This window comes from Rhodococcus sp. ACPA1 (assembly GCF_002300195.1).
GTDB classification, from domain to species: Bacteria; Actinomycetota; Actinomycetes; order Mycobacteriales; family Mycobacteriaceae; genus Rhodococcus_F; species Rhodococcus_F opacus.
Window position 1 is genome coordinate 918,518 of the sequence record NZ_NSDX01000005.1, and the last position, 24,901, is coordinate 943,418.

22 protein-coding genes are annotated in these 24,901 nt (G+C 68.0%); 12 read left to right on the forward strand and 10 right to left on the reverse strand.

Going from position 1 to position 24,901, the window contains the following annotated elements:
- Positions 1 to 89: 89 nt before the first annotated feature.
- A complete protein-coding gene (locus CJ177_RS28460) occupies positions 90 to 1,562 on the reverse strand; it encodes a peptide MFS transporter (RefSeq protein ID WP_005243784.1) in 1,473 nt (490 codons plus the stop codon).
- A gap of 56 nt (positions 1,563 to 1,618) precedes the next feature.
- Positions 1,619 to 1,999, reverse strand: a complete 381-nt coding sequence (locus CJ177_RS28465; RefSeq protein WP_005243782.1) for a DUF3054 domain-containing protein — start codon at positions 1,997 to 1,999, stop codon at positions 1,619 to 1,621.
- Between the two features lie 106 nt (positions 2,000 to 2,105).
- Here CJ177_RS28465 and CJ177_RS28470 point away from each other — a divergent pair, with 106 nt between their 5' ends.
- The gene (locus tag CJ177_RS28470; protein WP_095869157.1) at positions 2,106 to 2,741 is read left to right on the forward strand and encodes a TetR/AcrR family transcriptional regulator; all 636 of its coding nucleotides are present in this window, start codon (positions 2,106 to 2,108) and stop codon (positions 2,739 to 2,741) included.
- Positions 2,728 to 3,759: a YbhN family protein gene (locus CJ177_RS28475; protein WP_257014710.1), complete on the forward strand. Its 1,032-nt coding sequence runs from the start codon at positions 2,728 to 2,730 to the stop codon at positions 3,757 to 3,759. Before CJ177_RS28470 ends, CJ177_RS28475 begins: the two co-directional genes overlap by 14 nt.
- Positions 3,760 to 3,783: 24 nt before the next feature.
- Here CJ177_RS28475 and CJ177_RS28480 read toward each other — a convergent pair whose 3' ends face one another.
- Together CJ177_RS28480 and CJ177_RS28485 are read right to left on the reverse strand one after the other, a co-directional pair.
- Positions 3,784 to 4,338, reverse strand: a complete 555-nt coding sequence (locus CJ177_RS28480) for a YceI family protein (RefSeq protein WP_009476977.1) — start codon at positions 4,336 to 4,338, stop codon at positions 3,784 to 3,786.
- Positions 4,339 to 4,486: 148 nt separating this feature from the next.
- Positions 4,487 to 5,065: a TetR/AcrR family transcriptional regulator gene (locus CJ177_RS28485; protein ID WP_095869159.1), complete on the reverse strand. Its 579-nt coding sequence runs from the start codon at positions 5,063 to 5,065 to the stop codon at positions 4,487 to 4,489.
- 87 nt (positions 5,066 to 5,152) lie between these two features.
- Between CJ177_RS28485 and CJ177_RS28490 the strand changes: the two genes are divergently transcribed.
- Entirely contained in the window at positions 5,153 to 5,983 is an 831-nt protein-coding gene (locus CJ177_RS28490) for an alpha/beta fold hydrolase (RefSeq protein ID WP_095869160.1), read from the forward strand.
- Positions 5,984 to 6,004: 21 nt separating this feature from the next.
- On the opposite strand, the gene CJ177_RS28495 is transcribed toward CJ177_RS28490, so the two are convergent.
- The gene (locus CJ177_RS28495; RefSeq protein ID WP_095869161.1) at positions 6,005 to 7,708 is read right to left on the reverse strand and encodes a 2-isopropylmalate synthase; all 1,704 of its coding nucleotides are present in this window, start codon (positions 7,706 to 7,708) and stop codon (positions 6,005 to 6,007) included.
- Between the two features lie 167 nt (positions 7,709 to 7,875).
- Here CJ177_RS28495 and CJ177_RS28500 point away from each other — a divergent pair, with 167 nt between their 5' ends.
- On the forward strand, positions 7,876 to 8,547 hold the full coding sequence (locus tag CJ177_RS28500; protein ID WP_095869162.1) for a FadR/GntR family transcriptional regulator: 672 nt from the start codon (positions 7,876 to 7,878) through the stop codon (positions 8,545 to 8,547).
- Positions 8,548 to 8,579: 32 nt separating this feature from the next.
- Here CJ177_RS28500 and CJ177_RS28505 read toward each other — a convergent pair whose 3' ends face one another.
- Both CJ177_RS28505 and CJ177_RS28510 read right to left on the reverse strand, forming a co-directional pair.
- A complete protein-coding gene (locus CJ177_RS28505) occupies positions 8,580 to 9,713 on the reverse strand; it encodes a YbhN family protein (protein ID WP_005243767.1) in 1,134 nt (377 codons plus the stop codon).
- A 28-nt stretch (positions 9,714 to 9,741) separates the two neighbouring features.
- Positions 9,742 to 11,199, reverse strand: coding sequence for an adenylate/guanylate cyclase domain-containing protein (locus tag CJ177_RS28510; RefSeq protein WP_005258596.1), 1,458 nt, complete (start codon positions 11,197 to 11,199; stop codon positions 9,742 to 9,744).
- Between the two features lie 188 nt (positions 11,200 to 11,387).
- On the opposite strand from CJ177_RS28510, the gene CJ177_RS28515 reads away from it, so the two are divergent.
- From CJ177_RS28515 to CJ177_RS28535, 5 genes are all read left to right on the forward strand, one after another.
- Positions 11,388 to 12,623, forward strand: a complete 1,236-nt coding sequence (locus CJ177_RS28515) for an AI-2E family transporter (protein ID WP_061042475.1) — start codon at positions 11,388 to 11,390, stop codon at positions 12,621 to 12,623.
- The gene (gene macS, locus CJ177_RS28520) at positions 12,607 to 13,809 is read left to right on the forward strand and encodes a MacS family sensor histidine kinase (protein ID WP_095869163.1); all 1,203 of its coding nucleotides are present in this window, start codon (positions 12,607 to 12,609) and stop codon (positions 13,807 to 13,809) included. Before CJ177_RS28515 ends, macS begins: the two co-directional genes overlap by 17 nt.
- The gene (locus CJ177_RS28525; protein ID WP_061042473.1) at positions 13,802 to 14,470 is read left to right on the forward strand and encodes a response regulator transcription factor; all 669 of its coding nucleotides are present in this window, start codon (positions 13,802 to 13,804) and stop codon (positions 14,468 to 14,470) included. The genes macS and CJ177_RS28525 overlap by 8 nt, the downstream gene beginning before the upstream one ends.
- 83 nt (positions 14,471 to 14,553) lie before the next feature.
- Positions 14,554 to 15,204 (forward strand): DUF1707 domain-containing protein, encoded by a 651-nt coding sequence (locus tag CJ177_RS28530; RefSeq protein ID WP_061042472.1) that lies wholly within the window; start codon positions 14,554 to 14,556, stop codon positions 15,202 to 15,204.
- Between the two features lie 66 nt (positions 15,205 to 15,270).
- Positions 15,271 to 17,139, forward strand: coding sequence for a DUF2339 domain-containing protein (locus tag CJ177_RS28535; protein ID WP_061700656.1), 1,869 nt, complete (start codon positions 15,271 to 15,273; stop codon positions 17,137 to 17,139).
- On the opposite strand, the gene CJ177_RS28540 is transcribed toward CJ177_RS28535, so the two are convergent.
- From CJ177_RS28540 to trmB, 3 genes are read right to left on the reverse strand one after another with little or no spacing between them, the layout of a single operon-like run.
- Positions 17,114 to 20,113, reverse strand: coding sequence for an MMPL family transporter (locus CJ177_RS28540; protein WP_095869164.1), 3,000 nt, complete (start codon positions 20,111 to 20,113; stop codon positions 17,114 to 17,116). The genes CJ177_RS28535 and CJ177_RS28540 overlap by 26 nt on opposite strands.
- A gap of 10 nt (positions 20,114 to 20,123) precedes the next feature.
- Positions 20,124 to 20,855: an NYN domain-containing protein gene (locus CJ177_RS28545; RefSeq protein WP_061042469.1), complete on the reverse strand. Its 732-nt coding sequence runs from the start codon at positions 20,853 to 20,855 to the stop codon at positions 20,124 to 20,126.
- Positions 20,852 to 21,628, reverse strand: a complete 777-nt coding sequence (gene trmB, locus CJ177_RS28550) for a tRNA (guanosine(46)-N7)-methyltransferase TrmB (RefSeq protein WP_174695092.1) — start codon at positions 21,626 to 21,628, stop codon at positions 20,852 to 20,854. Before trmB ends, CJ177_RS28545 begins: the two co-directional genes overlap by 4 nt.
- Positions 21,629 to 22,057: 429 nt before the next feature.
- Between trmB and tnpB the strand changes: the two genes are divergently transcribed.
- The 3 genes from tnpB (at position 22,058) to CJ177_RS28565 (ending at position 24,784) form a co-directional block, all read left to right on the forward strand.
- Positions 22,058 to 23,437, forward strand: a complete 1,380-nt coding sequence (gene tnpB / locus CJ177_RS28555) for an IS607 family element RNA-guided endonuclease TnpB (RefSeq protein WP_061700657.1) — start codon at positions 22,058 to 22,060, stop codon at positions 23,435 to 23,437.
- A 240-nt stretch (positions 23,438 to 23,677) separates the two neighbouring features.
- The gene (locus CJ177_RS28560) at positions 23,678 to 24,316 is read left to right on the forward strand and encodes a hypothetical protein (protein WP_257014711.1); all 639 of its coding nucleotides are present in this window, start codon (positions 23,678 to 23,680) and stop codon (positions 24,314 to 24,316) included.
- Positions 24,317 to 24,421: 105 nt separating this feature from the next.
- Complete coding sequence (locus tag CJ177_RS28565) at positions 24,422 to 24,784, forward strand: DUF6802 family protein (protein WP_257014712.1); 363 nt, start codon at positions 24,422 to 24,424, stop codon at positions 24,782 to 24,784.
- The last annotated feature ends 117 nt before the right edge of the window (positions 24,785 to 24,901 follow it).

A 24,901-nucleotide genomic window follows, 5' to 3' on the forward strand; every position in this document is an offset into this window, starting at 1 on the left:
CGAGGTGCCGCCACGCGTCAGTGCCGACGTGCCGCCACGCGTCAGTGCCGACGTGCCGCCACGCGTCAGTGCCGACGTGCCGCCACGCGTCAGTGAACGCCCTTCATCAGACGCCTGATCCACGGTGACCCGATGGCGAGGAGCACGCCGACGGCGATCGATCCCAGCCCCACCGCGGTGAAGTACGGGATCTCGTTGTTCTCGTCGTAGTAGCCGGCCAGTGTGCCCGCCATGGCGGTGCCCAGTGCGACGGACAGGAAGAACAACGCCACCATCTGGGTGTGGAAGGCCTCGGGCGCCAGCTTGGTCGACAGCGACAGCCCGACCGGGGACAGCAGCAGTTCGGCGAACGTGAACAGCAACAGGATTCCGGCCAGACCCAGCAGCGGTGCGCTGTTCGCGCCGCCACCCGACATCGGGATGAACGCCAGGAACGCGATACCCATGATGACGGTGCCCGCCGCGAACTTGATCGGCGACGACGGCTGCCGGGGTCCGAGCTTCGTCCACGCGGCCGCGAAGACGCCGGCGAAGATGATGATGAAGACCGGGTTGATGGACTGCACCCACGACGGCGGGAAGTCCCAGCCGAACAGGTTGCGGTCGAGTCGCTTGTCGGAGTACACCGCGACGGTGGTGAACTGCTGCTGGAACAGCGACCAGAACACCGCGCTGGCGATGAACATCGGGATGAACGCGTAGACGCGGCTGCGCTCGACGGCCGTGATGCGGCGGCTCGACAACATGATCGCGAAGTAGCCGATTGCCGCGACGATGGTGAGGCCGACCACGATGTCCGACATGTTGGCCGCGGTGATCACCCCGGTCAGGGACAGGGCCGCGATCACCACGACCGCGGCGGCACCGATCGCGATCCACTTGGGCCGCTGAGCGCGGGGGAGGGGATTGGGCGGTTCCGCACCGATACCCCGGAGGCGCTTGCGGCCGAGGGTGTACTGGATCAGTCCGAGCGCCATGCCGATCGCGGCGAGCGCGAAGCCGGCGTGGAATCCGATGGAGTCCTGCGCCCAGCCCGTCAGCAGCGGGCCGACGAGGGCGCCGAGGTTGATACCCATGTAGAAGATGGAGAATCCGGCGTCCCGGCGCTCGTCCTGCTCGTCGTAGAGATCACCGACGAGGGACGTGGCGTTGGCCTTGAGCCCGCCACTACCGAATGCGACGCAGACCAGGCCGATGCCCACACCCCACAGGCCCGGGAACACGGCAAGGGCGATGTGACCGAGCATGACGAGGATCGCGCTGTAGAACAGGGTTCGTTCGGAGCCGAGGAGTCGGTCGGCGATCCACGCGCCGAGGATGGTGGACAGATATACCGTGCCGCCGTAGGCGCCGACGATGCTGGTCGCGGACGATTCGGCGATTCCGAGGCCACCGTCGGCGACCGAGTAGTACAGGTAGTAGATCAGGATGCCTTGCATCCCGTAGAAGGAAAATCGCTCCCACATCTCGACGCCGAACAGGTTCGCGAGGGCGAACGGCTGGCCGAAGAAGCCGCGGTCGGACCGCTTCTCGTCCCGGGCCGGATCGATGGTGTCACTCATGGGAAAACTGTCTCACCTCGAGCGGAAGTTCGGGTGCCGTCGGGGCGTATTCGCCGCTATCGGGTGGTGGCGCGCGACTTCGTCACGATCTTCGCGACGGCGCGCCAGCCGAGGAGGAATACGGCGAGCACCGTGCCCGCCACGAGGACGAAACTGAACGCCGTTCCCTGGCCGCTGACGACGCGCAACAGCATGCCCACCACGAGCGTCGACAGCCACACCACGATTCCCGTCGGGACGATGAGGAACGCGTCGAACTTGTCGCGGTAGAGCGCGACGGTGGCGAGCCAGCCGACCGCGAGGCCGGTCAGGAACGGCCACGCCGTGGTGGCCAGACCCGTCAGGGCGTTGGCTTCGTCGTGGCTGCGGCGGCCGATGGCGCAGAACACGATCACGAGGACGACGTCCAGGACGAGCGCGGGGAGGTACTTCTTCACACGGTCAGCCTAGAGGGACCGCATTCGTGACGAGATGTGGACTCACACCAACAGTGGACCAGGGAGAAAATTGTACTCGGTCCAAGTTGGGATTAAGGTTCGATTCATGGCGACGGACAGCGGATCAGGCCTTCGCGTCTCGAAGAAGCACGAGACGTGGCGGACGCTGCATGCGTGCGCCCTCGACCTGGTGGACACCCGCGGCTACGGCGACGTCAGCGTCGAAGAGATCGCGGCCGCAGCGCGCGTGTCCAAGAGCACGCTGTTCAACTATTTCGACTCCAAGGAAGCGCTGCTCTTCGACCCCGGACCGGGTGACCGTGAGCGGTGGCAGAAGCTGGCGGACGAGCGTCCCGAAGGCGAATCGATGTGGGTGTCGGTCCGCGAGATCATCCGCGCGAACATCGCCCACAATGCCGCCACCCTCACGGTGCAACGGCGGATTCTGGATGCGGCGCCCCACCTCGCGCAGTCGACGAAGGCCGCCGGCGAGCGATTCCAGCAGTTCGTCCAGGAGTGGATCGACGCCCGGGTGCGACCGGACCGGGTCGACCCGCTCTGCAGTGTGCTGCTCGTCAACACGGCGTTCGCCGTCCTGCGCACGGCGTATCTGCAGTGGCAGCCCGGCGACGACGCGCAGCGGTTCCTGGGCTTGCTGGATTCGGCTTTCGCGGAGATCGAGGCCGGGGTCCTCGACCTTCCCCGGTCGCGGACCGGTGTCGCGTCCCGTGAACGTCACTGACGTGTGGCGCGGGCGCTCGGTACCCAGGACGGCATTGGCGATCGCCGCGGCCGGAGTACTGCTCGTCGAGGTTCTGGTGTTGAGTCCGTACATCGCGCGAGCGTCGGGCGCGTTGCTGCACCCGCGGTGGCGGTGGCTCGTGCTGGCGGTAATCGCCGAGATCGCGTCGATGACGACTTTCGCGCGGTTGCAGCGGCAATTGCTCGCGGCCGGCGGTCTCCGGGTGGCACTCCATCGCTCGATCGCACTGACTTTCGCGTCCAACGCACTGTCCGTCACGCTCCCCGCCGGGCATCTGGTGTCCGCGGGGTTCACCTTTCGGAGGTTGCGCACGTGGGGTGCGAGCACCCCGCTGGTCGCCTGGACGATGCTCGCGTCGGGGATCATCAGCTCGCTCGCGCTCGGGGCCCTCGGACTTCTCGGGGCGACCGTCGGCGTCCGGGCGCATGCGGATCCGCTCACCGTCGGCGGCGAGATCGTGGGAGTTCTCGGCCTCGCGTTCGCGATCCGGGAGCTGGTGCGTCGTCCGGAACTTCTCGTGCGTGCAGGGGAGCGGGTGCTCGGCTGGGCCAACGCGTTTCTGCGGAAACCCGCGGCGTCGGGCGTCGATCGCGTCCGCGCCCTCGTCGAGCAGCTGTCCCTCGTCCGGCCCCGCCCGCGGGACTGGGTGCTCGGGGGTGTGTTCGCGGGACTGAACTGGATCGGCGACCTGCTGTGCCTGGTCGCCGCGTGCCGCGCGGTGGGCGTCGCCGACGTCGGGATCGGCCTCGCGATGACGGCCTACGTCGCAGGCATGGCCGCGTCGAGCATCCCTCTGATTCCCGGCGGGATCGGCGTCGTCGACGGTGCCCTGATCGTGGCGTTCGTCGCCGGTGGGCTGGGCACGGACGAGGCGACTGCCGCCGTGATGCTGTACCGGCTGATCAGTTTCGCGCTGATCGGCGCGATCGGGTGGGCAGTGCTGTTCGCCGCACGATACGCCCGTGGCACGAGCACGCCCCGCCTTCCGGGTGGATGACGGGGCGCGTGGTGCGGGTCGGGGTCAGGCCTGCAGGCCGGCCTCGATCTCGAGGGTGATGGTGATCTTGTCGCCGACGACGGCTCCGCCGCCTTCGAGGGGCATGTCGATGGTGATGCCGAAGTCCTTGCGGTTGAGGACGGTGGTGGCTTCGAAGCCGGCGACCGGTCCGTTGCCCATGCCGGGGTTGACGCCGTTGAACTCGAGGGCGAGCTCGACGGGGCGGGTGACGCCGTGGAGGGTGAATTCGCCTTCGACGACGTAGTCGTCGCCCTTGGCGCGGACGGCGGTGGAGGTGAAGGTGGCGGTGGGGTACTGCTCGGCGTCGAAGAAGTCTGCGGACTTGATGTGGGCGTCGCGGTCGGTGTTCTTGGTGTCGATGGACGCGACCTGGATTTCGGCGGTGACGGCGGCGGTGCCGTCCTCGGCGACGGTGATCGCGCCGGTGAAGTCGTTGAAGGTGCCGCGGACCTTGCTGACCATGAGGTGGCGGACGGAGAAGCCGACGGTGGAGTGGACGGTGTCGATGGCCCAGGTTCCGGCGGTGAGGTTGGGCAGGGTGGCGGTGGCGGTGGTCATGAAAACTCCTCGGATCGTCGACTCAATTAGTTGAATCTTCAAGTGCTTGTAGCTTCAACTATGAACCCGGTGAATTTCTTCCGCAACCCGAATGTGACGCCCGTCACACGACGCATGTGAGTGGCACGGTGTGGCCGGGGGCGCTTTCTCACTCACGTGGTGGGAGGCAGGCCCGCGCGGCGGCGAGGACGGTGGCGCCGGCCGCGTCGAGTGGTTCGGTACTGCGGAGCGCGCGGGCGAGGACGAACGCGCCCTCCAGGCTGGTGACGAAGCCGAGGATCAGACGCCGCGCATCGGCCTCGTCGAATCCGCGGGCGCGCAGCAGGGCGCTGCCCGAGTCGATCCAGCGCGTGAACACGTCGGCCGTGGCCACGCGGAGCACCTCGTTGGTGCTCGCGACTTCGAGTGCGACCGTGGCGATGGGGCAGGCGTCCGCGTAGTCGGTGGCCACCAGGGTCTCGCCCGCCAGCCGGAACCCCACCTCGATCCCCTCGAGGATGTCGGGATGCGCGTCGAGGATGGAGAACACGAGCCGGGCGTACTCCTCGCCCGACGAGCGGATGACCTCCTCGCCGAGTTGCTGCTTTCCGCCCGGGAAGAAGTGGTAGATCGACCCGAACGGGGCGTGCGCCTCCGTGGCGACCTGCTTGAGTCCGGTCCCGGTGTAGCCGTTGCGACGGAAGAGGTCGCTGCTGGTGCCGAGGATCCGGGCCTTCGTGTCGTTCACTTTCCTGCCCTCCGGACGTTGCGCTCGGTGCGTACCTCATCGTAACGTGATTCTCAGTAGAACGATCTATCAAATGGAGTGAGTGCCATGAAGCAGATCGAGCTCTCCGCGGGCACCGTCGAGTATCGGGACACCGGGGGCGACGGCCCCGTCCTCGTGTTCATCTCCGGGCTGACGATCGGCGGCACCGTATGGCGACGCGTGGTGGAGCGACTCGCCCCGGACTTCCGCTGCATCGTCCCGAACCTCCCGCTCGGTGCGCACCGCATTCCGATGCGAGAGGACGCCGACCTGTCGCTACGCGGTCTCGGACTACTCATCGGGGAGTTCCTCGAACGGCTCGATCTCGCCGACGTCACCCTCGTGCAGAACGACTGGGGCGGCGCGCAGGTGCTGATCGCGCTCGGCGACACTGGCCGCGTCGGGGCTCTCGTCCTCACCCCGTGTGAGGCGTTCGACAACTATCCGCCCGGAATTCCGGGTCGCGCAATAGGTATCGCGGTGGCGATCCCCGGTGGTCTGGCGTTGACCATGCAGGCGCTGCGATTCCGGGCGATGCGCCGGGCGCCCGCGGGGTGGGGCTGGATGAGCAAGCGGCCCGTACCGAAGTCGGTGATGGACGGGTGGTTCCGGCCCGCGACCACCGACCGCCGGGTCCGGCGAGACCTGCGCAAGTACACGACGTCGGTGCCGCCGAAGTCGACGCTCCGGGAATGGGCGGAAGCGAACCGGAGCTTCGACCGGCCGGTCCTCGTGCTGTGGGCCGTCGAGGACAAGGTGATGCCCCGCGACCACGGCCGGCGCCTGGCCGAACTGTACCCGCACGCCGAACTGCAGGAGATCGAGGACAGCTACACGTTGATGCCCGAGGACCGCCCCGACGTGATTGCGGAGGCTTTGCGGCTTCGCCGCCCGTGAGTACTTGTCAACCGCGGGGGGTTAACAAGCACTCACGGCTCGGTATACCGCCCGGATCGCGGAGGCCGTCACCGACTGATGTGAGCCCATGCCCCACACCGTCCGATCGCCGACGCGGCACTCCGCCAACGTGATGGCCGCGCTGTCGCTACCCGACCTCTGCGAGTGCTGGGTCAGGGAGAGGACGTCCACGTCCACACCCTTCGACGCGAGGACGTGGGTCATCGCCTCGACAGGGCCGGTGGCCACCGCCTCGCCCGACACTTCCACGCCGTCGACGTCGAACACGACGAACAGCCGGTCGCCGTCCGTGCCGTGCTCGACGGACCAGCGGCCGAGGCCGCCCCGATAGCCGTACTCGGCGCAGAACAGTGTCCACAGTTCCTCGGCCGTGATCTCGAGCCCCGACGTGTCCGCCGCCTCCTGCACCTTCGCGGCGAAGTCGATCTGGAGCCGCCGCGGCAGCGTGACACCGTATTCGGTCTGCAGCAGGTGCGCGATGCCGCCCTTGCCGGATTGGCTGTTGATGCGGATGACGGCCTGGTAGTCGCGTCCCACGTCCGCCGGGTCGATCGGCAGGTACGGCACCGCCCACGGTGCGCTCCCCGCATCCAGCCCGGCTGCCGCTGCGGACGCCCGATGCTCCGCGAATCCCTTCTTGATCGCATCCTGGTGGGTGCCGGAGAACGCCGTGTACACGAGGTCGCCGCCGTAGGGATGCCGCTCGTGAACGGGAATCCGGTTGCAGTACTCGACGGTTCGCCGCACCGTGTCGATGTCCGAGAGGTCGATCATCGGGTCGACGCCCTGCGCGTGCAGATTCAGGGCCAGCGTCACCAGATCGACGTTGCCGGTCCGCTCACCGTTGCCGAACAGGCAGCCCTCGACCCGCTGCGCACCCGCCAGCACCGCCAGTTCGGCGCAGGCGACCCCGGTGCCGCGGTCGTTGTGCGGGTGCACCGACAGGATGACCGACTCCCTCCGCTCCAGATGCCGGTGCATGTACTCGATCTGGTCGGCATACACGTTGGGCGTCGAGACCTCCACCGTGGCAGGCAGATTGTGGATCACGGGACGGTCGGGGCTCGCGTCCCACAGCTGGGTCAGGCTGTTGCACACGTCGAGCACGAAGTCCGGCTCGGTCAGGTTGAACACCTCGGGTGAGAATTCGAACCGCCGGCCCGGATGGTCACCGGCGCCGCGCGCCACCTCCTGCGCAGCGTCGAAGATCAACCGGTGCAGCGCTTTCCGGTCCTTGCCGAGGACGACGGAGCGCCACGTCGGCGCCGTCGCCGTGTACATGTGCACCACGACGTTCGGCAGTCCCTCGACCGCCTCGTACGTCCTGGCGATCAGATCGTCGCGGGCCGCGGTGAAGACGACGATCGTCACGTCCTCGGGCACCAAGTCCAGACGCACGAGGTCGCGGACGAAGTCGAAATCGGTCTGGCTCGCGGACGGGTATCCGACCTCGATCTCCTTGTAGCCGATCGAGATCAGCAGTTCGAAGAACCTGCGTTTGCGCTCCGGATCCATCGGCTCGGCGAGGGCCTGGTTGCCGTCGCGCAGATCGACGGGAACCCACAGCGGGGCGGTGGTGGTGCGTCGCGCCGGCCAGGTGCGGTCGAGGTCGGGGACGGGAACGCGGTCCCAGATCGCGCGGTAGCGATCGGAGGGCATCGGCGAGGGTTGCTGGGTGTTCCAGGTGGGGACGGTGCTGGTCATGACGGTCTTCTCCTCGGAATGGGGTGCACGAGACGACCGACGCGGCGAAACCCCGCGGCAGGGTGCCGGCCTTCAGGCCCCGCCGCGGCAGTGGAGGAGAAGTCCACGGAACGCCACGGCGCTAGACTAGGAGAAAACCACTCATCAGACAACCTGAGGAGTTCTGCGTGACCTCGTCGATACGACGCCACCTGCTGACGGACCAGGCGGCGGACCTGCTGCGCTCTCGGATCGAGAGCGGTGAATGGGAGGTCGACGCCAAGCTTCCCGGGGAGACCACCCTGGCCGCCGAACTGGGCGTCGGACGGTCGACGGTGCGCGAGGCAGTCCGGATGCTCGCGGGCCTCGGCATGCTCGAGTCGCGGCAAGGGGCCGGCGTCTTCCTCCGCAGGTCGTCGCCACGGCAGGACTGGGACCGGGTGCTCCGGACCGAGGAGATCCGGCACGTCGTCGAGGTGCGTAACACCGTCGAGATCGAGGCGGCCCGGCTGGCGGCGGCCCGGCGCGACGAGGACGATGTCGCGGCGCTCCGCCAGGCCCTGGACGCACGGTCCGCGGCGTCCGGGACCGGGGCTACCGCGTTCGTCGACGCAGACATCGCGCTGCATCGCACGGTCGTGGTCGCGGCGCACAACCCGGTGCTGACCGAATTGTTCGAGACGTTCGTCCCGCGGCTGCGCGAAGCGATGCTCGACCTGATGGACGTGCTGGACCTGACCGCGCACAGTGAGCCCGACGCGGAGGTCCATCGACTGCTGGTGGAGGCGATCGCCGACGGCGACGCCGAGCAGGCCGCCCGGATCAGTACCGCGCACCTCGCGCGGCTTCGCCGCCTGTGAGTACTTGTCAACGTCCGGCGGTTAACAAGTACTCACGGCTGGGAGTCGGGCTCGGGGTCCCCGGTGTGCTGCGTGCGCTTGGTGGTCGGGGAAGACTGCTCCCGGCGCTCGAACTCGAGATCCATCTCCAGGTCTTCGTGCTGGTTGTGCCGGAACAGGATGAGGAAGACCACCCAGCCGACGAGCGCGACGAGGATGTAGCTGACGACGCGGTAGACGAACACGGCCGCCAGGGCCTGCGAGGCGGTGGCCCCCGCCGCCGTCAGCGTGGCGATCAGGGTGCCGTCGACGAACCCGAGCCCGCCTGGTGCCAGCGGAATGCTGCCCACGGCCTTGGCCGCGGCGAACGCGATGAGCAGACCCGCGAACGACGGTTCCGCGCCCACCGCCCAGCACGCGAAACCGAGGCACGCGACGTCGGCGAGCCGGTGCACCGCCGACCACCCGAACGTGATGACGGAATCCTTGCGGCTCAGCTCGACCGAATCGAGCTGGCTCAGGATCTCCTTCCACCGTTCGACGCCGGTCTCGGGGGGATTCTTGCGGAACTTGTTGTACCGGGTCAGGACCCAGTGTCCGATCGACTCGATCGAGTCGGGGTTACGTGAGATGTATCGCAGTCCGTAGAACAGGCCGAACGCGGCCACCAGAGACAGCGCCAGCGTGACCGGACTCACCTTGGTGCCCACCGCGAACGCGCCTGCGGCGCCGAGCAGCGCGAGGCTGCCCGCGGCGATCACTCCGGAGATCGCCAGCTGCCAGGACGCGACGATGGGGGTGGCACCCCACTTGCGGGTCTGCTTGTAGGTGAAGGCGGTGGAGAACACCTGACCGGCCGGCAGGCTCACGGCCATCGCGGTGCTCGCGTAGATCACCGACACCGACTTCAGCTGGCTGACGACGACACCGCCCGCCTGCAGCAACCGCTGCTGGACCGCGCCGTACCCGCTCAGGGAGACGGCCTGGGCTGCGATACATGCGGCGACCCACCCCCAGTGGATCTCGGTGAGCGCTTTCCACGAGTCGCTGAGCGTGGGCCACAGGTAGATGCCCTCGACGGTCAGCAGGGCCAGGAGGCCGGCGCCGAGTAGCCATTTGATCCACCAGTATCGGCTTCGCTGCCGAGGAGGCTCGGCAGTGGGCGGGTCGGATCGAGGCTGGGCCACCTGGCCAGCGTAACCAACGGGTAGCGGATTACTCCGGATAGTCCTCCGGCCAAGCCAGATGGGTATTGCGGCGACGCCCCCGCAACTGGACCTGCTCGCCGAGTTCCCAGTGCGCCTGCTCGTCGTCGTCCGCGAAATACAGGGCGCTCGTCGAGGCCAGCACACGGCTGGGGTGGAGCTTGGCGAGTTCGGTGAGCCGCGACGCCTCGTTGACGGGGTCGCCGATCACCGTGTATTCGAAGCGTTCGGCGGCGCCGATGTTGCCGGCGACGGCGAGGCCTGCGGAGACGCCGATGCCGACGTCGAGGCCGGTGATCTCGTTCAACGCGAACCGCAGCTCCCGGGCCGCCGCCAGCGCCGCCGTCGGTGCGTCGGGGCGGTCGAGCGGGGCGCCGAAGATCGCGAGAGCCGCGTCACCCATGAACTTGTTGACGAAGCCGTGGTGCCGGTCGATCACGTCGACGACGACGCGGAAGAACTCGTTGAGCAGGTTCACGACCTCGCCCGGGGGACGCTCCGCGGCGGCGCCGGTGGAACCGACCATGTCGACGAACAGCACCGCGACGAACCTCGTCTCCCCGCCGAGTTCGGTACCGAACTGCAGTGCCCGCCGCGCGACGTCCTCACCGACGTGCTGACCGAACAGTTCGCGCAGCAGCCGCCGTTCGTCCGATTCGCGCATCATGCGGTTGAACCCGACCTGCAGTCGCCCGATCTCGCTGCCGTCGAACACCTCGACGCGGACGTCGGTGGCACCGCGCTGGACGCGTTCGATGGCCCGCCGCAGCTGTTTGATCGGGTCGGAGATCTGGCTGGCCGTCAGCATCGACAGCGCGAACGCCTGCGCGATCGCGATGATCGACAGCAGCATGATCGCCCACGCGAGCGCGTTCGGGGAGAACACCAGGTCGGTGGTGATCTGCGTCACGCACAGCAGGATGATGCCGATGACGGGCATCAGCGTTCCGAGCCCCCACGTCATGGCCATCCGGGTGCCGACGCCGGGTGCCATGGTCCGGTCGAACTCTCCCTCGCTGAGCGCGCGGGCGGCCACGGGACGCAGGATGCGTTCGCCGAGCATGTACGTGAAACCGAACGTGGTGGTCGCGGCCATGCAGACGGTGACGATCACCGCGACGGCGAGTTCCGGCATCTCGGTGATGGTGAGCAGCACGAAGATGATTCCGCCGAGGATCCACAGCACCAGGTGCACGATCGCCTGTCGGAGCGGTGCGTGCAGCGCCGACATCTGCTCGCTGCGCGTCGGCGGACCCCCACGCAACTGCCAGCGGACGACCGACCTCAGCATCATCGCCGCCGCCGTGAGACTCACCACGGCGGCGAACGCGAGATAGCCACCGAAGATCGCGACGTTGCGGACCCGGTCGGCGATGATTTCCTGCGATTCGGGGATCGGCACGCCGTAACGCACGAACGCGAAAACGAGGATGGCGCCGATGAAATTGGCGAGGAGCATCGACACCATATAGAGCGGCCATCTGCTGCGGACCGTCGCCGCGATCGCTCTATAGGATTTCCGCACGCCGTTCAATTTAGCGGGGGGTGTACCGGGTGGCGTAGGACACGTCCCCTAAAGGGCGCATATGCGTGCCGTGCGCGCGTGTCTCCCACGCGAATCGCCCGGCACTGTCCGAACCTCGATACGCTCCGCACGTGAACGCGAACGAGCAACGCTCGGACACTGCCGCGGTAACACAGGGCGGGGGTCACCCCTCGGCGTCCGTGCACCCGGTGGTGCGGGTGGCGGCCGAATGGACGTGGCGGCTCCTCGTCATCTTCGCGGGCCTGCTGACCCTCGGCTACATCGTGACCAGGCTCGACACGGTCCTCATTCCGGTGGGTCTGGCGCTGCTCTCGTCGGCGCTGCTGGTGCCGCTCGTCGACTGGTTGCAGGGCAAGGGCGTGCCGCGGTCGGCTGCCGTCCTGGTCGTCCTCATCGGTTCGATCGGCATCGTCGCCGGGATCATGACGTTCGTCGTCGAGCAGTTCATCGAAGGTCTTCCCGGCCTGACAGAACAGTTCGAGGCGAGCGTCACACAGATTCAGGGGTGGCTCACGGACGGCCCGTTGCACTTCAGCGAGGATCAGATCCGGCAGGCCGGCGACTCGGTGGTGAAGTCCATCCAGGACAACCGCCAGCAGCTGACGAGTGGGGCACTGACCACCGCCACCGTCGTCGGCGAGATCTTCACCGGCGCCCTGCTGACGCTGTTCACCCTCATCTTCTTCCTCTACGGCGGATCTCAGATCTGGGAGTTCGTCACCCGCCTCGTCCCCACCGCGTCACGGCGGCGGGTCCGGCTGGCGGGGAGTCAGGGGTTCGGCTCGCTGATCGGGTACGTCCGGGCCACGGTGGCGGTGGCCGCCGCGGACGCCATCGGAATCGGCGCGGGACTGGCGATTCTGGGGGTTCCGCTCGCCCTGCCGCTGGCGTCGCTCGTGTTCATCGGTGCGTTCATCCCGATCGTCGGTGCGTTCCTCACCGGGTTCCTCGCTGTGCTGGTTGCCCTCGTCACCAAGGGATTTCTCACCGCGCTGATCGTGCTCGGCATCATCATCGGGGTGATGCAACTCGAGGCCCACGTGCTGCAACCCCTGCTGCTCGGCCGCGCGGTCCGGTTGCATCCGCTCGCAGTGGTGCTGGCCATCACCACCGGCATCGTGCTCGCGGGGATCGTCGGCGGCCTCCTGGCGGTGCCGATCGTCGCGCTGCTGAACACGGCGGTGCGCTCGCTCATGTCCGCGGATCCCGACGCCACCTACGACGCACTCGAGGTGGACGACCCGGCAGTCCCTCTCTATCCGGCCGAGGCCGACGGCCCGCACCCGCCGCACCCCAGCGACCCGCACTTCGACGACACTGCGCAGACCCATGACCGACCGGAATGAGCACCGCACCCGACTGCACTACCGCCCGCGGGCCACGACCGAGCTCGACACCCAGCCGGACGCACCGCTGTGGCGGGCGGCGCAGGCGTTCCGCCTCGTCACGCTGGTGTATGCGATCAGCTACCAGATCGTGTCGGTGCAGTACTACACCCATCAGCGGCTGAGCTGGTTCCTCGTCGCCCTGATGGCGGTGTGGTCGGGACTCTCAGCGGTCCTGCTGTCCCACGGGAAGGTCCCGCGCTACCAAGTGGTGATCGCCGACCAGCTGATCGTCATCGCGCTGATGGCGTCGACCCGCCTTGTCTCCGATCATGATTGGTACAACAATCATCAGACGCTGCCGACGACGCTGTGGGTCACCAACGCGGTGATCTCCGCCGCCGTCTTCGGCGGGCCGTGGCTCGGGATGGCATCCGGTGTGCTGATGGCGACGGTGAGCGCGGTGGTGCGCGACCAGGTCAACCTCGACCTGTGGCGGGACGCGACGGCGCCGGTGCTGGTGTCGGTGGGGCTGGCGCTCGGGCTCGCCACCACCACCGCGAGGCGTGCGCAGGCCCAACTGGAGCAGGCGGTGCGCTTGGCCGCCGCCACCGAGGAACGGGAACGACTCGCCCGTGAGGTGCACGACGGCGTCCTGCAGGTGCTCGCGCTCGTCCGCCGCCGCGGCAACGAGATCGGGGGACCCGCAGCCGAACTCGCGGATCTCGCCGGCGAGCAGGAGGTGGCCCTGCGCATGCTCATCTCCGAGCAGGGCGCAGGCGTGGCGTCGGATCTGGGTGGAAGCGCGATTGATCTGCGACTGCTGCTGGGCACGCGGGCGAGCACCACCGTGTCCGTGTCGACCCCCGCGGATCCGGTGACGATCGAGCGCGGCCGGGCGACGGAACTCGTCGCGATCGTCGACACGGCACTGTCCAACGTCGCACAGCACGCGGGGACCGGCGCCCGAGCGTACGTGCTGCTGGAGGATCTGGGCGACGAGGTAATCGTCAGCGTCCGCGACGACGGCAGCGGAATCGCCCCGGGACGGTTGGCTGAAGCGGAGGCCGAAGGTCGCATGGGAGTATCGAAATCCATTCTGGGCCGCGTCGGCGCGCTCGGCGGTACCGCCGAACTCGACACCGAACCCGGTCAGGGCACCGAATGGGAGATCCGCATGCCGAAGGGAGACGAAACGCATGGATGACACGGAGACCGGCGAACAGATCACCGTGATGGTCGTCGACGACCACCCGATGTGGCGGGACGCGGTGGCCCGCGACCTCGAAGGCGCCGGGTTCACCGTGGTCGCCACGGCCGACGGCGTCGCCGCCGCGGGACGTCGGGCCGCGGCGACCCGTCCCGGCGTCGTGCTCATGGACATGCAACTGCCCGACGGAAACGGTGCCGCGGCCACCGCCGCCGTCCTCGAGGTGTCGCCGGACAGCCGGGTGCTGGTGCTGTCCGCGTCGTCCGAGCGTGACGACGTCCTCGACGCCGTCAAGGCCGGTGCGTCCGGGTACCTCGTGAAGAGCGCATCCGTGGCGGAGCTGCTGGACGCGGTGCGGGCCACCGCGGCGGGGCAGGCAGTGTTCACACCGGGACTCGCCGGTCTCGTGCTGGGGGAGTACCGCCGGATGTCGAGTGCGCCCGCCGACGAGGAGGGTCCCGCCGTCCCCAAGCTCACGGAACGGGAGACCGAGGTCCTGCGGTTCGTCGCGAAAGGGCTCAGCGCCAAGCAGATCGCCACCAAACTGTCGCTGAGTCACCGCACCGTCGAGAACCACGTCCAGGCCACCCTCCGTAAGCTGCAGCTGGCCAACCGCGTCGAGCTGACCAGGTACGCCATCGAGCAGGGCCTCGAGTAGCCGTGAGTACTTATTAACCGCGGGCGGTTAATTTAATAAGTACTCACGGGCGCCGAAGGCGCACGGACACTAGCCTGGTCGGTATGGAGGCACGGGACCTACGCGTATCGGATGCGGAGCGCGAACACGTCGGCGAATTGTTGCAGCGGGCGGTGGGCCAGGGGATGCTCTCGCTCGGTGAGTTCACCGAACGGATGGACACGGCACTCGCCGCGAAGACGCGGGCGGAGCTGAACGTCGTGCTGGTGGATCTGCCGGGAATCCAGCTGATCTCCGAGTTCACGCCGCCGCCGTACCCCGACCAGCCGTACGTGTCTCGCCCGGCGCCGCCGGTTCCGCCGGTCCCGCACCGGTCGCCCGCGCCGCCGCCGGGCGACGTCATCCGGGGCCGGATGTCGTCGGTCAGCCGCACCGGCTCGTGGAACGTTCCTCCCGCCCTCGAGGTGAACACCCGGCTGTCGACGGTGACGCTCGATTTCACGCGGGCCGTCATGACCACGCAGGTGGTGCACGTGACGATCGACGACTACGCGAGCACGATCTCGCTGATCGTGCCGGAAGAGGCGACGGTCGACCTCAACGGCGTCGAAACGGTCGGCGGTTCCGCGACCAACAAGGTGCGGACCGGCCCGCCCATCGGCCCGCTGCACGTCGTCGTGCGAGGCAAGGTGAGGTTCGGGAACGTGACCGCCAAACACCCTTTCGGCACCTCGATTCGCCGAATGTTCGGGTAGCACGACGCAGGCCTCTCGAGTAGGCCTACTCATGTGTGGGTGCCGTCGCCGCAGGACGATTGATCCATGTCCACACCTGGTACTCCTTCGATCGACCCCCGGTTGGTCGCGCAGCTCTCCGGTGACTTCTCGGCGCTCGGGCAGCAGATGCGTCACGTGGGTGAGAACCTCGCCGTCCTGCAGGCGCAGCTCGCGAGCGTCCCGCGGCCCCAACTGCAACCCCCACCCCAACCCGCGCCGCAGCCGATGTACCGACCCCCGGTGCCGCAGGCGCACCCGGTCGCCCAGCCGCCCCCGCCGGCCGTCCCATACCGTCCCGCTCCGGCGCCACCGCCCCGGGTGGCTCGCGAACCCTGGTGGCAGCGCGACGGGGTGATCAGCCGCGTGCTGGCCGTCGCGGGAGTCGCCGTCACCCTGATCGGTGTCGTGATGCTGCTCGTGCTGGCGGCGCAGGCCGGCTTCTTCGGTCCGGAACTGCGCGTCGTGGCGGGCGGGTTGTTCTCGGCCGGCCTCGTCTACACCGGTGCCCGCGTCTTCGGCCGGCCCGGCGGCCGGGTGGGCGGGATCGCGCTCGCGGCGACGGGTATCGCCGGCGCCTACCTCGACGTCGTGGCCGTGGCAGTCGTCTATCACTGGTTGCTGCCGGTGCTCGCGATGGTCGTGGCACTCGGGATCGCGGGAGCCGGTGTCGCACTGGCCGTCAGGTGGGGTTCGCAACCCCTCGCTCTGCTCGTGGTGACCGGCGCCGCCGTGCTCGCCCCCGTCCTCACCGACGGCATCACGCTCACCCTCATCGGGTTCCTGTTCGTCATCCAGGTCGCCAGCTTCCCCGCGCAACTCGGTCGCGACTGGCTGTACCTGGCGATCGCGCGAACGTGCCCGGTGGTGATCGCGCTGCTGATCGCGATCGCGAGTTCCGGACTGTCCGACCGGCCGGAGAGGTTCTGGCTGCTCGCATCCGCCGCACTGGTCGCCCTGTTCGGGCTGGTCTCGTCGATCATCCTGTTGCGCAGCAACTCTCGTGACGTCACCGCAACCGCGATGATCGTCACGACGGCCGTCCCGATGCTGGTGATCGGCCACCTCTTCGACCGGCTCGGGTCCACGCTGATCGCGCTGGCATTGGCCGCCGCGATGTTCGCCGCGTTCGCGGCGGCGCGGTCGTTGCCGGGACACGCACGGATCGCGCTTGCGGGCATGGGTACCCTCGCCCTGCTCGAGGCCTGCCTCATCGGTTCGAGCGAAGACCTCGCGCCGCTCGTCCTGCTCGGGGTGGCGGCACTGTTCCTCACCATCGGCGGGCAGGCGGAGTCGCGGATCACGTACGCCGTCGGTGCAGTCTTCACCGTCGTCGGCGGGTTCGCCTTCGTGATCACCGCGCCGCCGTTCGTCCTCGTCGACGAGCACAGTGCGCTCGACTCGCTCGGGGTGACCACGGTGCTGTCCTCGCTGGTGCTGGCGGGAACCGTCTTCCTGTTCGTCTGGTACGCGCACACGCTGAAACTGCTGAGCGACAACACCGCCCAGCCGTGGTGGGTGCTCGCCGGGCTGGTGATCCTGTACGCCGTCACCACCGCGACGGTGTCCGCGGGCACGGCGCTCACCGGGACGTCCGCAGGATTCATCGCCGGACACTGCGCCGCGACCATCGCGTGGATGGCGGCGGCGACGGCGGCACTGGTGTTCGGACTGGCTCGACGCGACTACGCGCACACCGCGCTCGGCGTCGGGCTCGGACTGACCGCGGCGGCGCTGGCGAAACTGTTCCTGTTCGACCTGGCCACCCTCGACGGACTGTTCCGCGTCCTCGCGTTCCTCGTCGTCGGCCTGCTGTTGCTCCTCGCCGGCACCCGCTACGCGCGTGAATTCGCGGAGCGGGAGGCCGGACGGGGAACGCCGAACGGCTCCGTCAGCGCCGGTTCTGCCGAGCGATGAGCTCGCTGACGCTGACGGCGTTGCCGTCGTCCGCGCGGTGCCTGCCACTCGAGGCATCGTCCGGATCGACGGGCGGTTCCTCGACGCTGCGGCGGCGCGAGCCGTTGGTCGGGGTGCCGTTGGGCGGGGTGCCGTTCGCGGGCGAGCCGTTGCTGCGCCTGCCGCCGTTCACGGGTTCCGAAGGCTCGGCGGCACGACGCCTCGACGGAATCGGCGGCACCGGGCGGGCAGGAGACGACTGGGGGGTCTCCTGCTCGTACGGCGCGGGCACCGACCGCGGCGAGCGGGTCGGCAGTGACGGCGCCGACGCACTGGGTCGCGGTTCGGCGGGCGAGGAGATCGGCCGCGGTTCGGCGGCCGACGTGGACCGGAGGTCCGCGAGCCAACTCTCGATCGGACGCGACTCGGTGGCCGGACCCGGGGCGGGGGCCGCGGGACGGGGCCGCGGAGCAGGACGCGACTGCGGTGCGGGCCGCGACTGCGGTGCGGGCCGCGACTGCGGTGCGGGCCGCGACTGCGTCGGGGCCGAACGCGGCGGAGCAGGTTGCGGCAGCACAGTGGTCTGCGGTTCCGCGGTCGATGTGTCCTCGATCTCCTCCGGTGCCCGAGCGGGGCGGCCGGTCGCCGAACGGCGGGCCTCGTTCTGCGCCCGGCGCGCCTTCGCGTCGTCCTCGGACATCTTCGCGGCCAGCGCCCGCGCGGTGACCAACGGGATCGGCTCGGTGAGCGGTTCCGGTTTCCGGGGTGCGGGCGGCGCCGCGAGCTTGCGCTGCGGCGGGACGGCACCGATCGGGGTGAGCTCCGGGACGTCGGTGGGCATCAGCTCGTTGTCGAGGATGGGCTCACCGAGACCCGTCTTCTCCTGGATCCGCTTCATCCACGCCGGCGCCCACCAGCAGTCGTCGCCGAGGAGCTTCATCGTGGCGGGCACGAGGAACATACGGATGAGGGTCGCGTCGATGATCAGCGCGGCGATCATGCCGTAGGAGATGTACTTCATCATCACGAGTTCCGAGAACCCGAACGCGCCCGTGACGACGATGAGGATGAGCGCGGCCGCGGTGATGATGCGGCCCGTGTGCGCCGTGCCGATGCGGATCGACTCCGTCGTACTGGCCCCCTGCGCCCGCGCCTCGACCATGCGCGAGAGCAGGAACACTTCGTAGTCGGTGGACAGGCCGTAGACGATCGCGATGATCAGCACCAGCACCGGCGACATGATCGGGCCGGGGGTGAAGTTCAACCACTCCGAACCGTGACCGTCGATGAAGATCCACGTCAGGATGCCGAGCGTGGACCCGAGGCCCAGCGCGCTCATCAACGCCGCCTTGATCGGCAGCACCAGCGAGCCGAACGTCAGGAACATCAGCAGCGTCGTCAGGACGAGGACGGAGATCACCATCGTGGGCAGGTGGTCCAGCAGCGCGGCGATACTGTCCTGCTCGATCGCCGGGGTGCCGCCCACCAGTACCTGCACGCCGTCCGGACTGTCCATGGCGCGCAGATAGTCGATGGTCGGCTTGGACTCGTTGCGGTCGACGAGACCTGCCTTGAGGACGACCACACCGTCCTTGGCCGCGCCCTCCGGGGTGAATCGCTCGATCAGACCCGGCGCGCCACTGGCTTCCTTGATGATCTGGCCGAGCGCCTTGTTGTCGGCGTCGGACACGACGAGCTTGACCGGTTCGGTGCGCAGATTCGGGAAGATCTCGTCGAACTGTTCCTGCGCGGCGCGGGTCGAGCTGTCCGGGGGAAGGTAGGTCTCGTTGATGCCACCGAACTTGATGCCCGTCAGCGGCACGATCAGCAGGAGCAGACCGACGACGATGGGGATGGTGACCTTGAGCGGGTTACGCATCACCCAGCGGGTGAGCCGGCCCCAGATGCTCGCCTCGATCTCCTCGGTGTTCTTGGTCTGACGGAAACGGTCGGGGCTGAGGGCGTCGATGCGCTTGCCGAGGATGCCGAGGATCGCGGGCAGGATCGTGATCGACGTCAGCGCCGCCAGGCCGACCGTCGCGATGGCGCCGTAGGCGACGGACTTCAGGAAGCCCTGCGGGAACAGCAGCAGACCGCCGAGGCTGGCGACGATCATCGTCGCCGAGAAGACCACGGTGCGGCCCGAGGTCATCACCGTTCGGCGGACGGCGGAGCGGGTGTCGTACCCCTCCGCCATCTCTTCTCGGAACCGGCTGACGATGAACAATCCGTAGTCGATGGCCAGACCGAGCCCCACGAGGGAGACCACGGGCGCGACGAACGAGTTGACCTCGGTGAAGTTGGTGATCAACCGGACGACGCCGTTGGCGCCGACCACGGTCAGGCCGCCGATGATCAGCGGCAGCGCCGCCGCGACGACGCCACCGAACACGAAGAACAGCAGGATACCGACGGCCGGGATCGCCAGGATCTCCATTCGTCTGATGTCCTTGGCCATCGTGTCGTTGAGCGCACCCGACACGGGCTGGAGTCCGGCGAGTTGCACGTCGACGCCGTCGATGTAGAACTCGTCCTTGACGTCGCGGAAATTGGCCGTGACCTCGGTGTCGTTGTTCCCGACGATCGCGATGCTCTCGATCGCGTGCTGCTTGTCGGCGTCCGCGGCGGACGCCAGCTGCGGCGCGCTGCCGACCTTGAAGTAACCGCCGTTGATCTTGAGGATCTTGTCGGGGTGTTCAGCGGCCACGCGCTCGAGGTTCTCGGCGACCTTCGCCTGGAACTCCGGGTCCTCGATCGTCTTGCCCTCGGGCGCCGTGTAGAGCGCCACGACGTCGCTGTTGGTGTCGCGACCGAAGGTGCCGTCAGCCAGCTTGGCCGCGGCGACCGACTCCGAGCCCGGATCGTCCCAGCCGCTCTGGCTGAGATGCTTCTCGAGGCCCAGGCCGTACGCGGCCGAACCCAGCAACAAGGCAACCATGATGCCGATGACGGTGAATCGGGCCCGGTAGACGACGCTTCCCCAGCTCGCGAACACTGATCAACTCCTACTCGGCAGCACTCTTCCGCCCGACGAGCAGGGCGGAAAGCGGTCGGAACGGCTGCAACCAGGCACCCTCGTCGGGCAGTGTGTCGAGGCTGACCCGAGGGAGCGGCTCCCGGAACACGCCGGGGATGTCCTCGAGATCGACGAAGTCCAGAAGGTCGGACGCAACCGCCCAGCTGGCGTGCTCGCGGAACCCGAGTATCTGGACCGGAATGCCGGTCGCGGCGATGTCCTCCAACGGCTCGCGGAACGCTTGACCGTCGGCGGAGGCGACCATGACACCGGCCAGCCCCTCGCCATGACGAAGCGCGATGTGGTCCAGCATGTCGGAATCGACGTCGCTGTCCTCATCGATCTTCGGCTTGGCGAACACCGCGAAGCCCACATTACGCAAGGCTTCGACCCACGGTCTCACGACATCGGCGCTGCCAGCCGCGATGTTGGTGAAGACCGTCGCCTCGGGTTCGAGTGTGTCGGTGCCGGACGCGGACAGTTCCGCAGTCCGGGAGAGCAGCCAGCGGCCGAGTGCGTCGAATCGTGGCCGGTAGGCCGCCGTGGGCCGGCCGCCGAGGATGGCGCCGAGGCCCATGTCGAGGTTGGGTGCGTCCCAGACGAGAAGGACCCGCTTCTGGTGGCGTCCGTCACGTGCACCCACTACGGGTGATCCTGACGACACCGCGGTGCCTGCCGGTGCCGTGCCGGCTATGTCGGAGTACTGCTCGCTGACGCTCATGACCTGATCTTCCCCCAAATCAACTCGGTGATCGCACTGCCGACCTGGTGGGCCTTGTCCTCGAACTTCGTCACCGGACGCTCGTGCGTCATCGGCGATTCCCAGTCGAGGGAGGTCAGGCAGGGTTCCGCGTTGCCCGCCTCGGCGATGGCCTCGGCGTACTCGGCATGGTCTGTTGCGACATGCAACACACCGCCGGCCTTCAGTCGGCTCGCGATCAGGGCGAAGGTGGGGCCCTGCAGCAGACGCCGCTTGTGATGCCGGGCCTTCGGCCACGGGTCCGGGAAGAAGACACGGACTCCGGTGAGCGATTCCGGTTCGATCATGTTTTCCAAGACATCCATGGCGTCGCCGCGCAAGACCCGGATGTTCGGGATCTCGTCCCGCTCGATCTGCTGAAGCAACTGCGCGAGCCCCGGCCGGTAGACCTCGACGGCCATGAGGTTCACGTGCGGTTCGGCCTTCGCCATCGCCGCGGTCGCGGTGCCCGTACCCGAGCCGATCTCGAGGATCAGCGGGGCGTCACGGCCGAACCACGACGTCGCATCCAGGCGATCGTCGGAGACCTCCGCGCCGATCTTCGGCCATTGCCGGTCCCATGACTCCTGCTGCGCAGCGGTCAGAGCGCCCCTCCGCGAGCGGAAACTTGTCACCCTCGGGTGGAGACGGGACCCCTTCGAGTCCTTCATCTGCCCCTCCTCGGGGACGGCGGGTGCATCCTGATCAGCGTGGTTCACCGGACCATTGTCACGCATGAGGGGCGTTTCTGGCATACGGGTCTGAAGTTCACCTTGAGACTTTTCGATAATCCGGCGCCCAGCCTGCATGGTTGCCGGTAGCGATTCGGTGCGAGTCTGACGGAATCGTCGCGGTACGAAGGGAGTTGCAGGCCGTTCGCGCATGCAGGTCGAAGAATGTCTTCGGTGTAGGAATATTCCGGTGAAAGTTGAAGGAGGGGTGGGTGTGCAGGGGGTTTCCACCGGACTGGCGTTAAGTGGTTCCATGCGGACACTGTCGGCTGATTCGCGGTCTAGGTCCATCGTGGTCGGGCATGGGGACTGGTTGAACCAATTTCGCCGGGCACCTCGCCACCGCCCTGTCCGCGACCGGCCGGAGCCTCGGTCCACACTTCCAACGAGGCTCGCGGAACTTGTTGTACCCTCCCCGTAGGATCGAACACGTATTCGATTAGGGGGTGGTGGGTGAGTACGTTTCTGCAGGCGTACCGGTTCGCGCTTGACCCGACCTGCGCGCAGGAGACGGCGTTGCGGTCGCATTGTGGTGGTCAGCGGTTCGCGTTCAATTGGGGTCTTGCGCGGGTCAGGGCGAACCTGGATCAACGCGAGGCGGAACGCTCCTACGGCGTGACCGGTGAGCAACTCACACCGTCGATGTCGTGGTCTGCCTACAGCCTCCGCAAGGACTGGAACCAGGTCAAGGGTGAGGCGGCGCCGTGGTGGGGGGAGAACTCGAAGGAGGCCTACTCCTCGGGGCTGGCGAACCTGGCGACGGCGCTGGCGAACTGGTCGTCCTCCCGGTCGGGGAAGCGGAAGGGTCCGAGGGTCCGTTTCCCGAGGTTCAAGGGCAAACGTGCGGGGTTGTCGTGCCGGTTCACCACCGGGGCATTCGGGCTTGTCGACACCGATCGTCGGCACGTGAAACTCCCCCGGATCGGGATCGTGCGGACCCACGAGTCCACACGCAAGCTCGCCCGCCGCGTCGCGGCCGGGACGGCGCGGATCCGGTCGGCGACGGTGTCGTTCGGGTCCGGTCGTTGGTTCGTGTCCTTCTCCGTGGAGGTCGAACGATGTGGTCTAGCGCCGACGCTGCCGGAATCGGTGGTGGGGGTGGACCTGGGGGTCAAGTCCCTTGCGGTCCTGTCCACCGGTGAGGTGGTGCGGAACCCGAAACACCTCGAACACGCCCTGAAAGAGTTGCGACGGCTCGGGCGTCAGGCGGCGCGACGGCAAGGCCCTGATCGTGGTACGGGGCAGCAGCCGTCGAAGCGGTGGCGACAGACTCAGGCGCGGATCGCGCGTCTGCACAGCTATGTGGCGAACGCCCGCCGCGACGGGTTGCACAAGCTCTCGACCCGGTTGGTCCGCTCGCACACCGTGGTGGTGGTCGAGGACCTGAACGTGGCCGGGATGGTCCACAACCGAAGATTGGCCCGGCACATCGCCGGTGTCGGGATGGGTGAGTTCCGTCGTCAGGTCGAGTACAAGGCCGGCTGGTCCGGGCAGCGGGTGCACGTGGCGGACCGGTGGTATCCCAGTTCCAAGACGTGTTCGGGATGTGGTGTGGTGAAAGCCAAGCTGCGCCTGTCCGAACGCATTTTTGTCTGCGAATCCTGCGGGATGAGCATTGATCGTGACCTCAACGCGGCCCGCAACCTCGCGGCCCTGGTTGAGGCGTCCTCCCCGAGTTGCGGGGCGACGGAAAACGAGCCCGCTGGAAACCCATGTCAGTCCCGCACCATGCGGGCAACGGGTATTGCCACGGGAAGACCCGCACCGCATGGTGCAGGCCAACGTCGACACCGTGAGGCGTCGACTCAGGACACGTTTTTACACGTTTCCTGAACGGTGACTGCGTCATGGGCACCACCACCAGGCGCGGACCGGCGTCCGAGACGTGCTGGACAGATATGTCGCCGACCACGCCGTCGCGCTCGCAGCCGTCGCCCGACTCCATCTCAGAGCTGATCGCGGAGGCGCCGGGGGCAGCGCAACGCCGCGGACGCCGTCCGGTGCGCGGATTGGTGGCGTGCGCAACTCGCGCGGTTACCGACGCCTCGCCTGCGCCGGGCAGTCGTCGACGTGGTGAGCGAAAGGGGCGGTGCGGTCGATGCCGCGGTGACCGCGCGCCTCGACGACATGCGGTCGCGGGTCGGCATCACCGCGTCCGCGCCCGAGACCGTAGGTCCGCTGCCGGTTGCGCCGGACGGGCCCGAACCCGGACACCGCGGGCTCGAAGACCGGATGACGATCCTGATCGGTGCGTCCGCGGGTCTCGGCCTGGGCAGGCTGGTGGTCTCGCCGCTGTCGATGGTGCCCGCCCTCGACATCGCGACCATCCCGCTCACCCTCGCGCTGGGAGCCGTCGCGGCGTGGTGGCTGACTCGGGCGCGCGGGCACGTCGCCGAGCGTGCCCACGTCCTGCAGTGGGCCGGCGAGGCGTTGGTCCACGTCCGGTCCCAGTGGGAGCAGTTCGCCCTCGGCCGAGTGCTCGCGGCAGAGACTCGGGTGAGTGAGGCGATCATCGCCGAGAGCCGGGTGTGTGCCGGGAAGGTGGACGAGCGGGTCGCGCAGATCGACGCCGAACTCCGGCGGCTCGTCGCGCGGCGGAACGCGCAGCTGTCCTCCTGTGAACGCGACCTCGTGGCGGTCGACCGCGGGCTGCAGGAGGTCCGCCGGCGGTCGGGGGAACCGAATCGGCGCGTCGAACGTCTGAATACATAGGTATCCGACCGATGTTCGCCCGGTTTCCTGTGGGATCGTGTTGAATTATCTTGATGTGTCTTGATTTGTGCGTGAAACTGGTTCGAAATGTGAAGGGAGACCGCGGTGGCGACCACTGAGAGTTTTCTGGTCCCGGACGTGCCGGACCTCGATCCGAACACTTTCGGCCACGATTCCGGGGCGGTCACCCTCACCGATCCGACCCACGACATCGACGGCGACGGCGTCCTGGACACCCAGACCGTCGACGCCGGAGACGCGGTCGTCGTCGCCTCTGACCTCGACTCGGACGGCGAAGCAGACCATCTGAGGATGATCCACGAGGACGGTGCCTACTCGTCGTGGATCATCGCGACGGCGACGGCGTCGTGCACTGGCAGCAGACCGATGGTGGCACTCTCGGTAACGGCTGAACGCCTCCGAAATCCGCACTCCAGACCCGGGAAAGGCCCCTGGCAGCGCTACTGAATCGTTTCTGTGACCATTCCAACCGCACCCGATTCCCCGAGATGGGACTCGCGGCGTTAACCTCTAGGGATAGGACACCCGGCGCCCGCGTCTTCCATGTGGCATGGACGGCCTGGC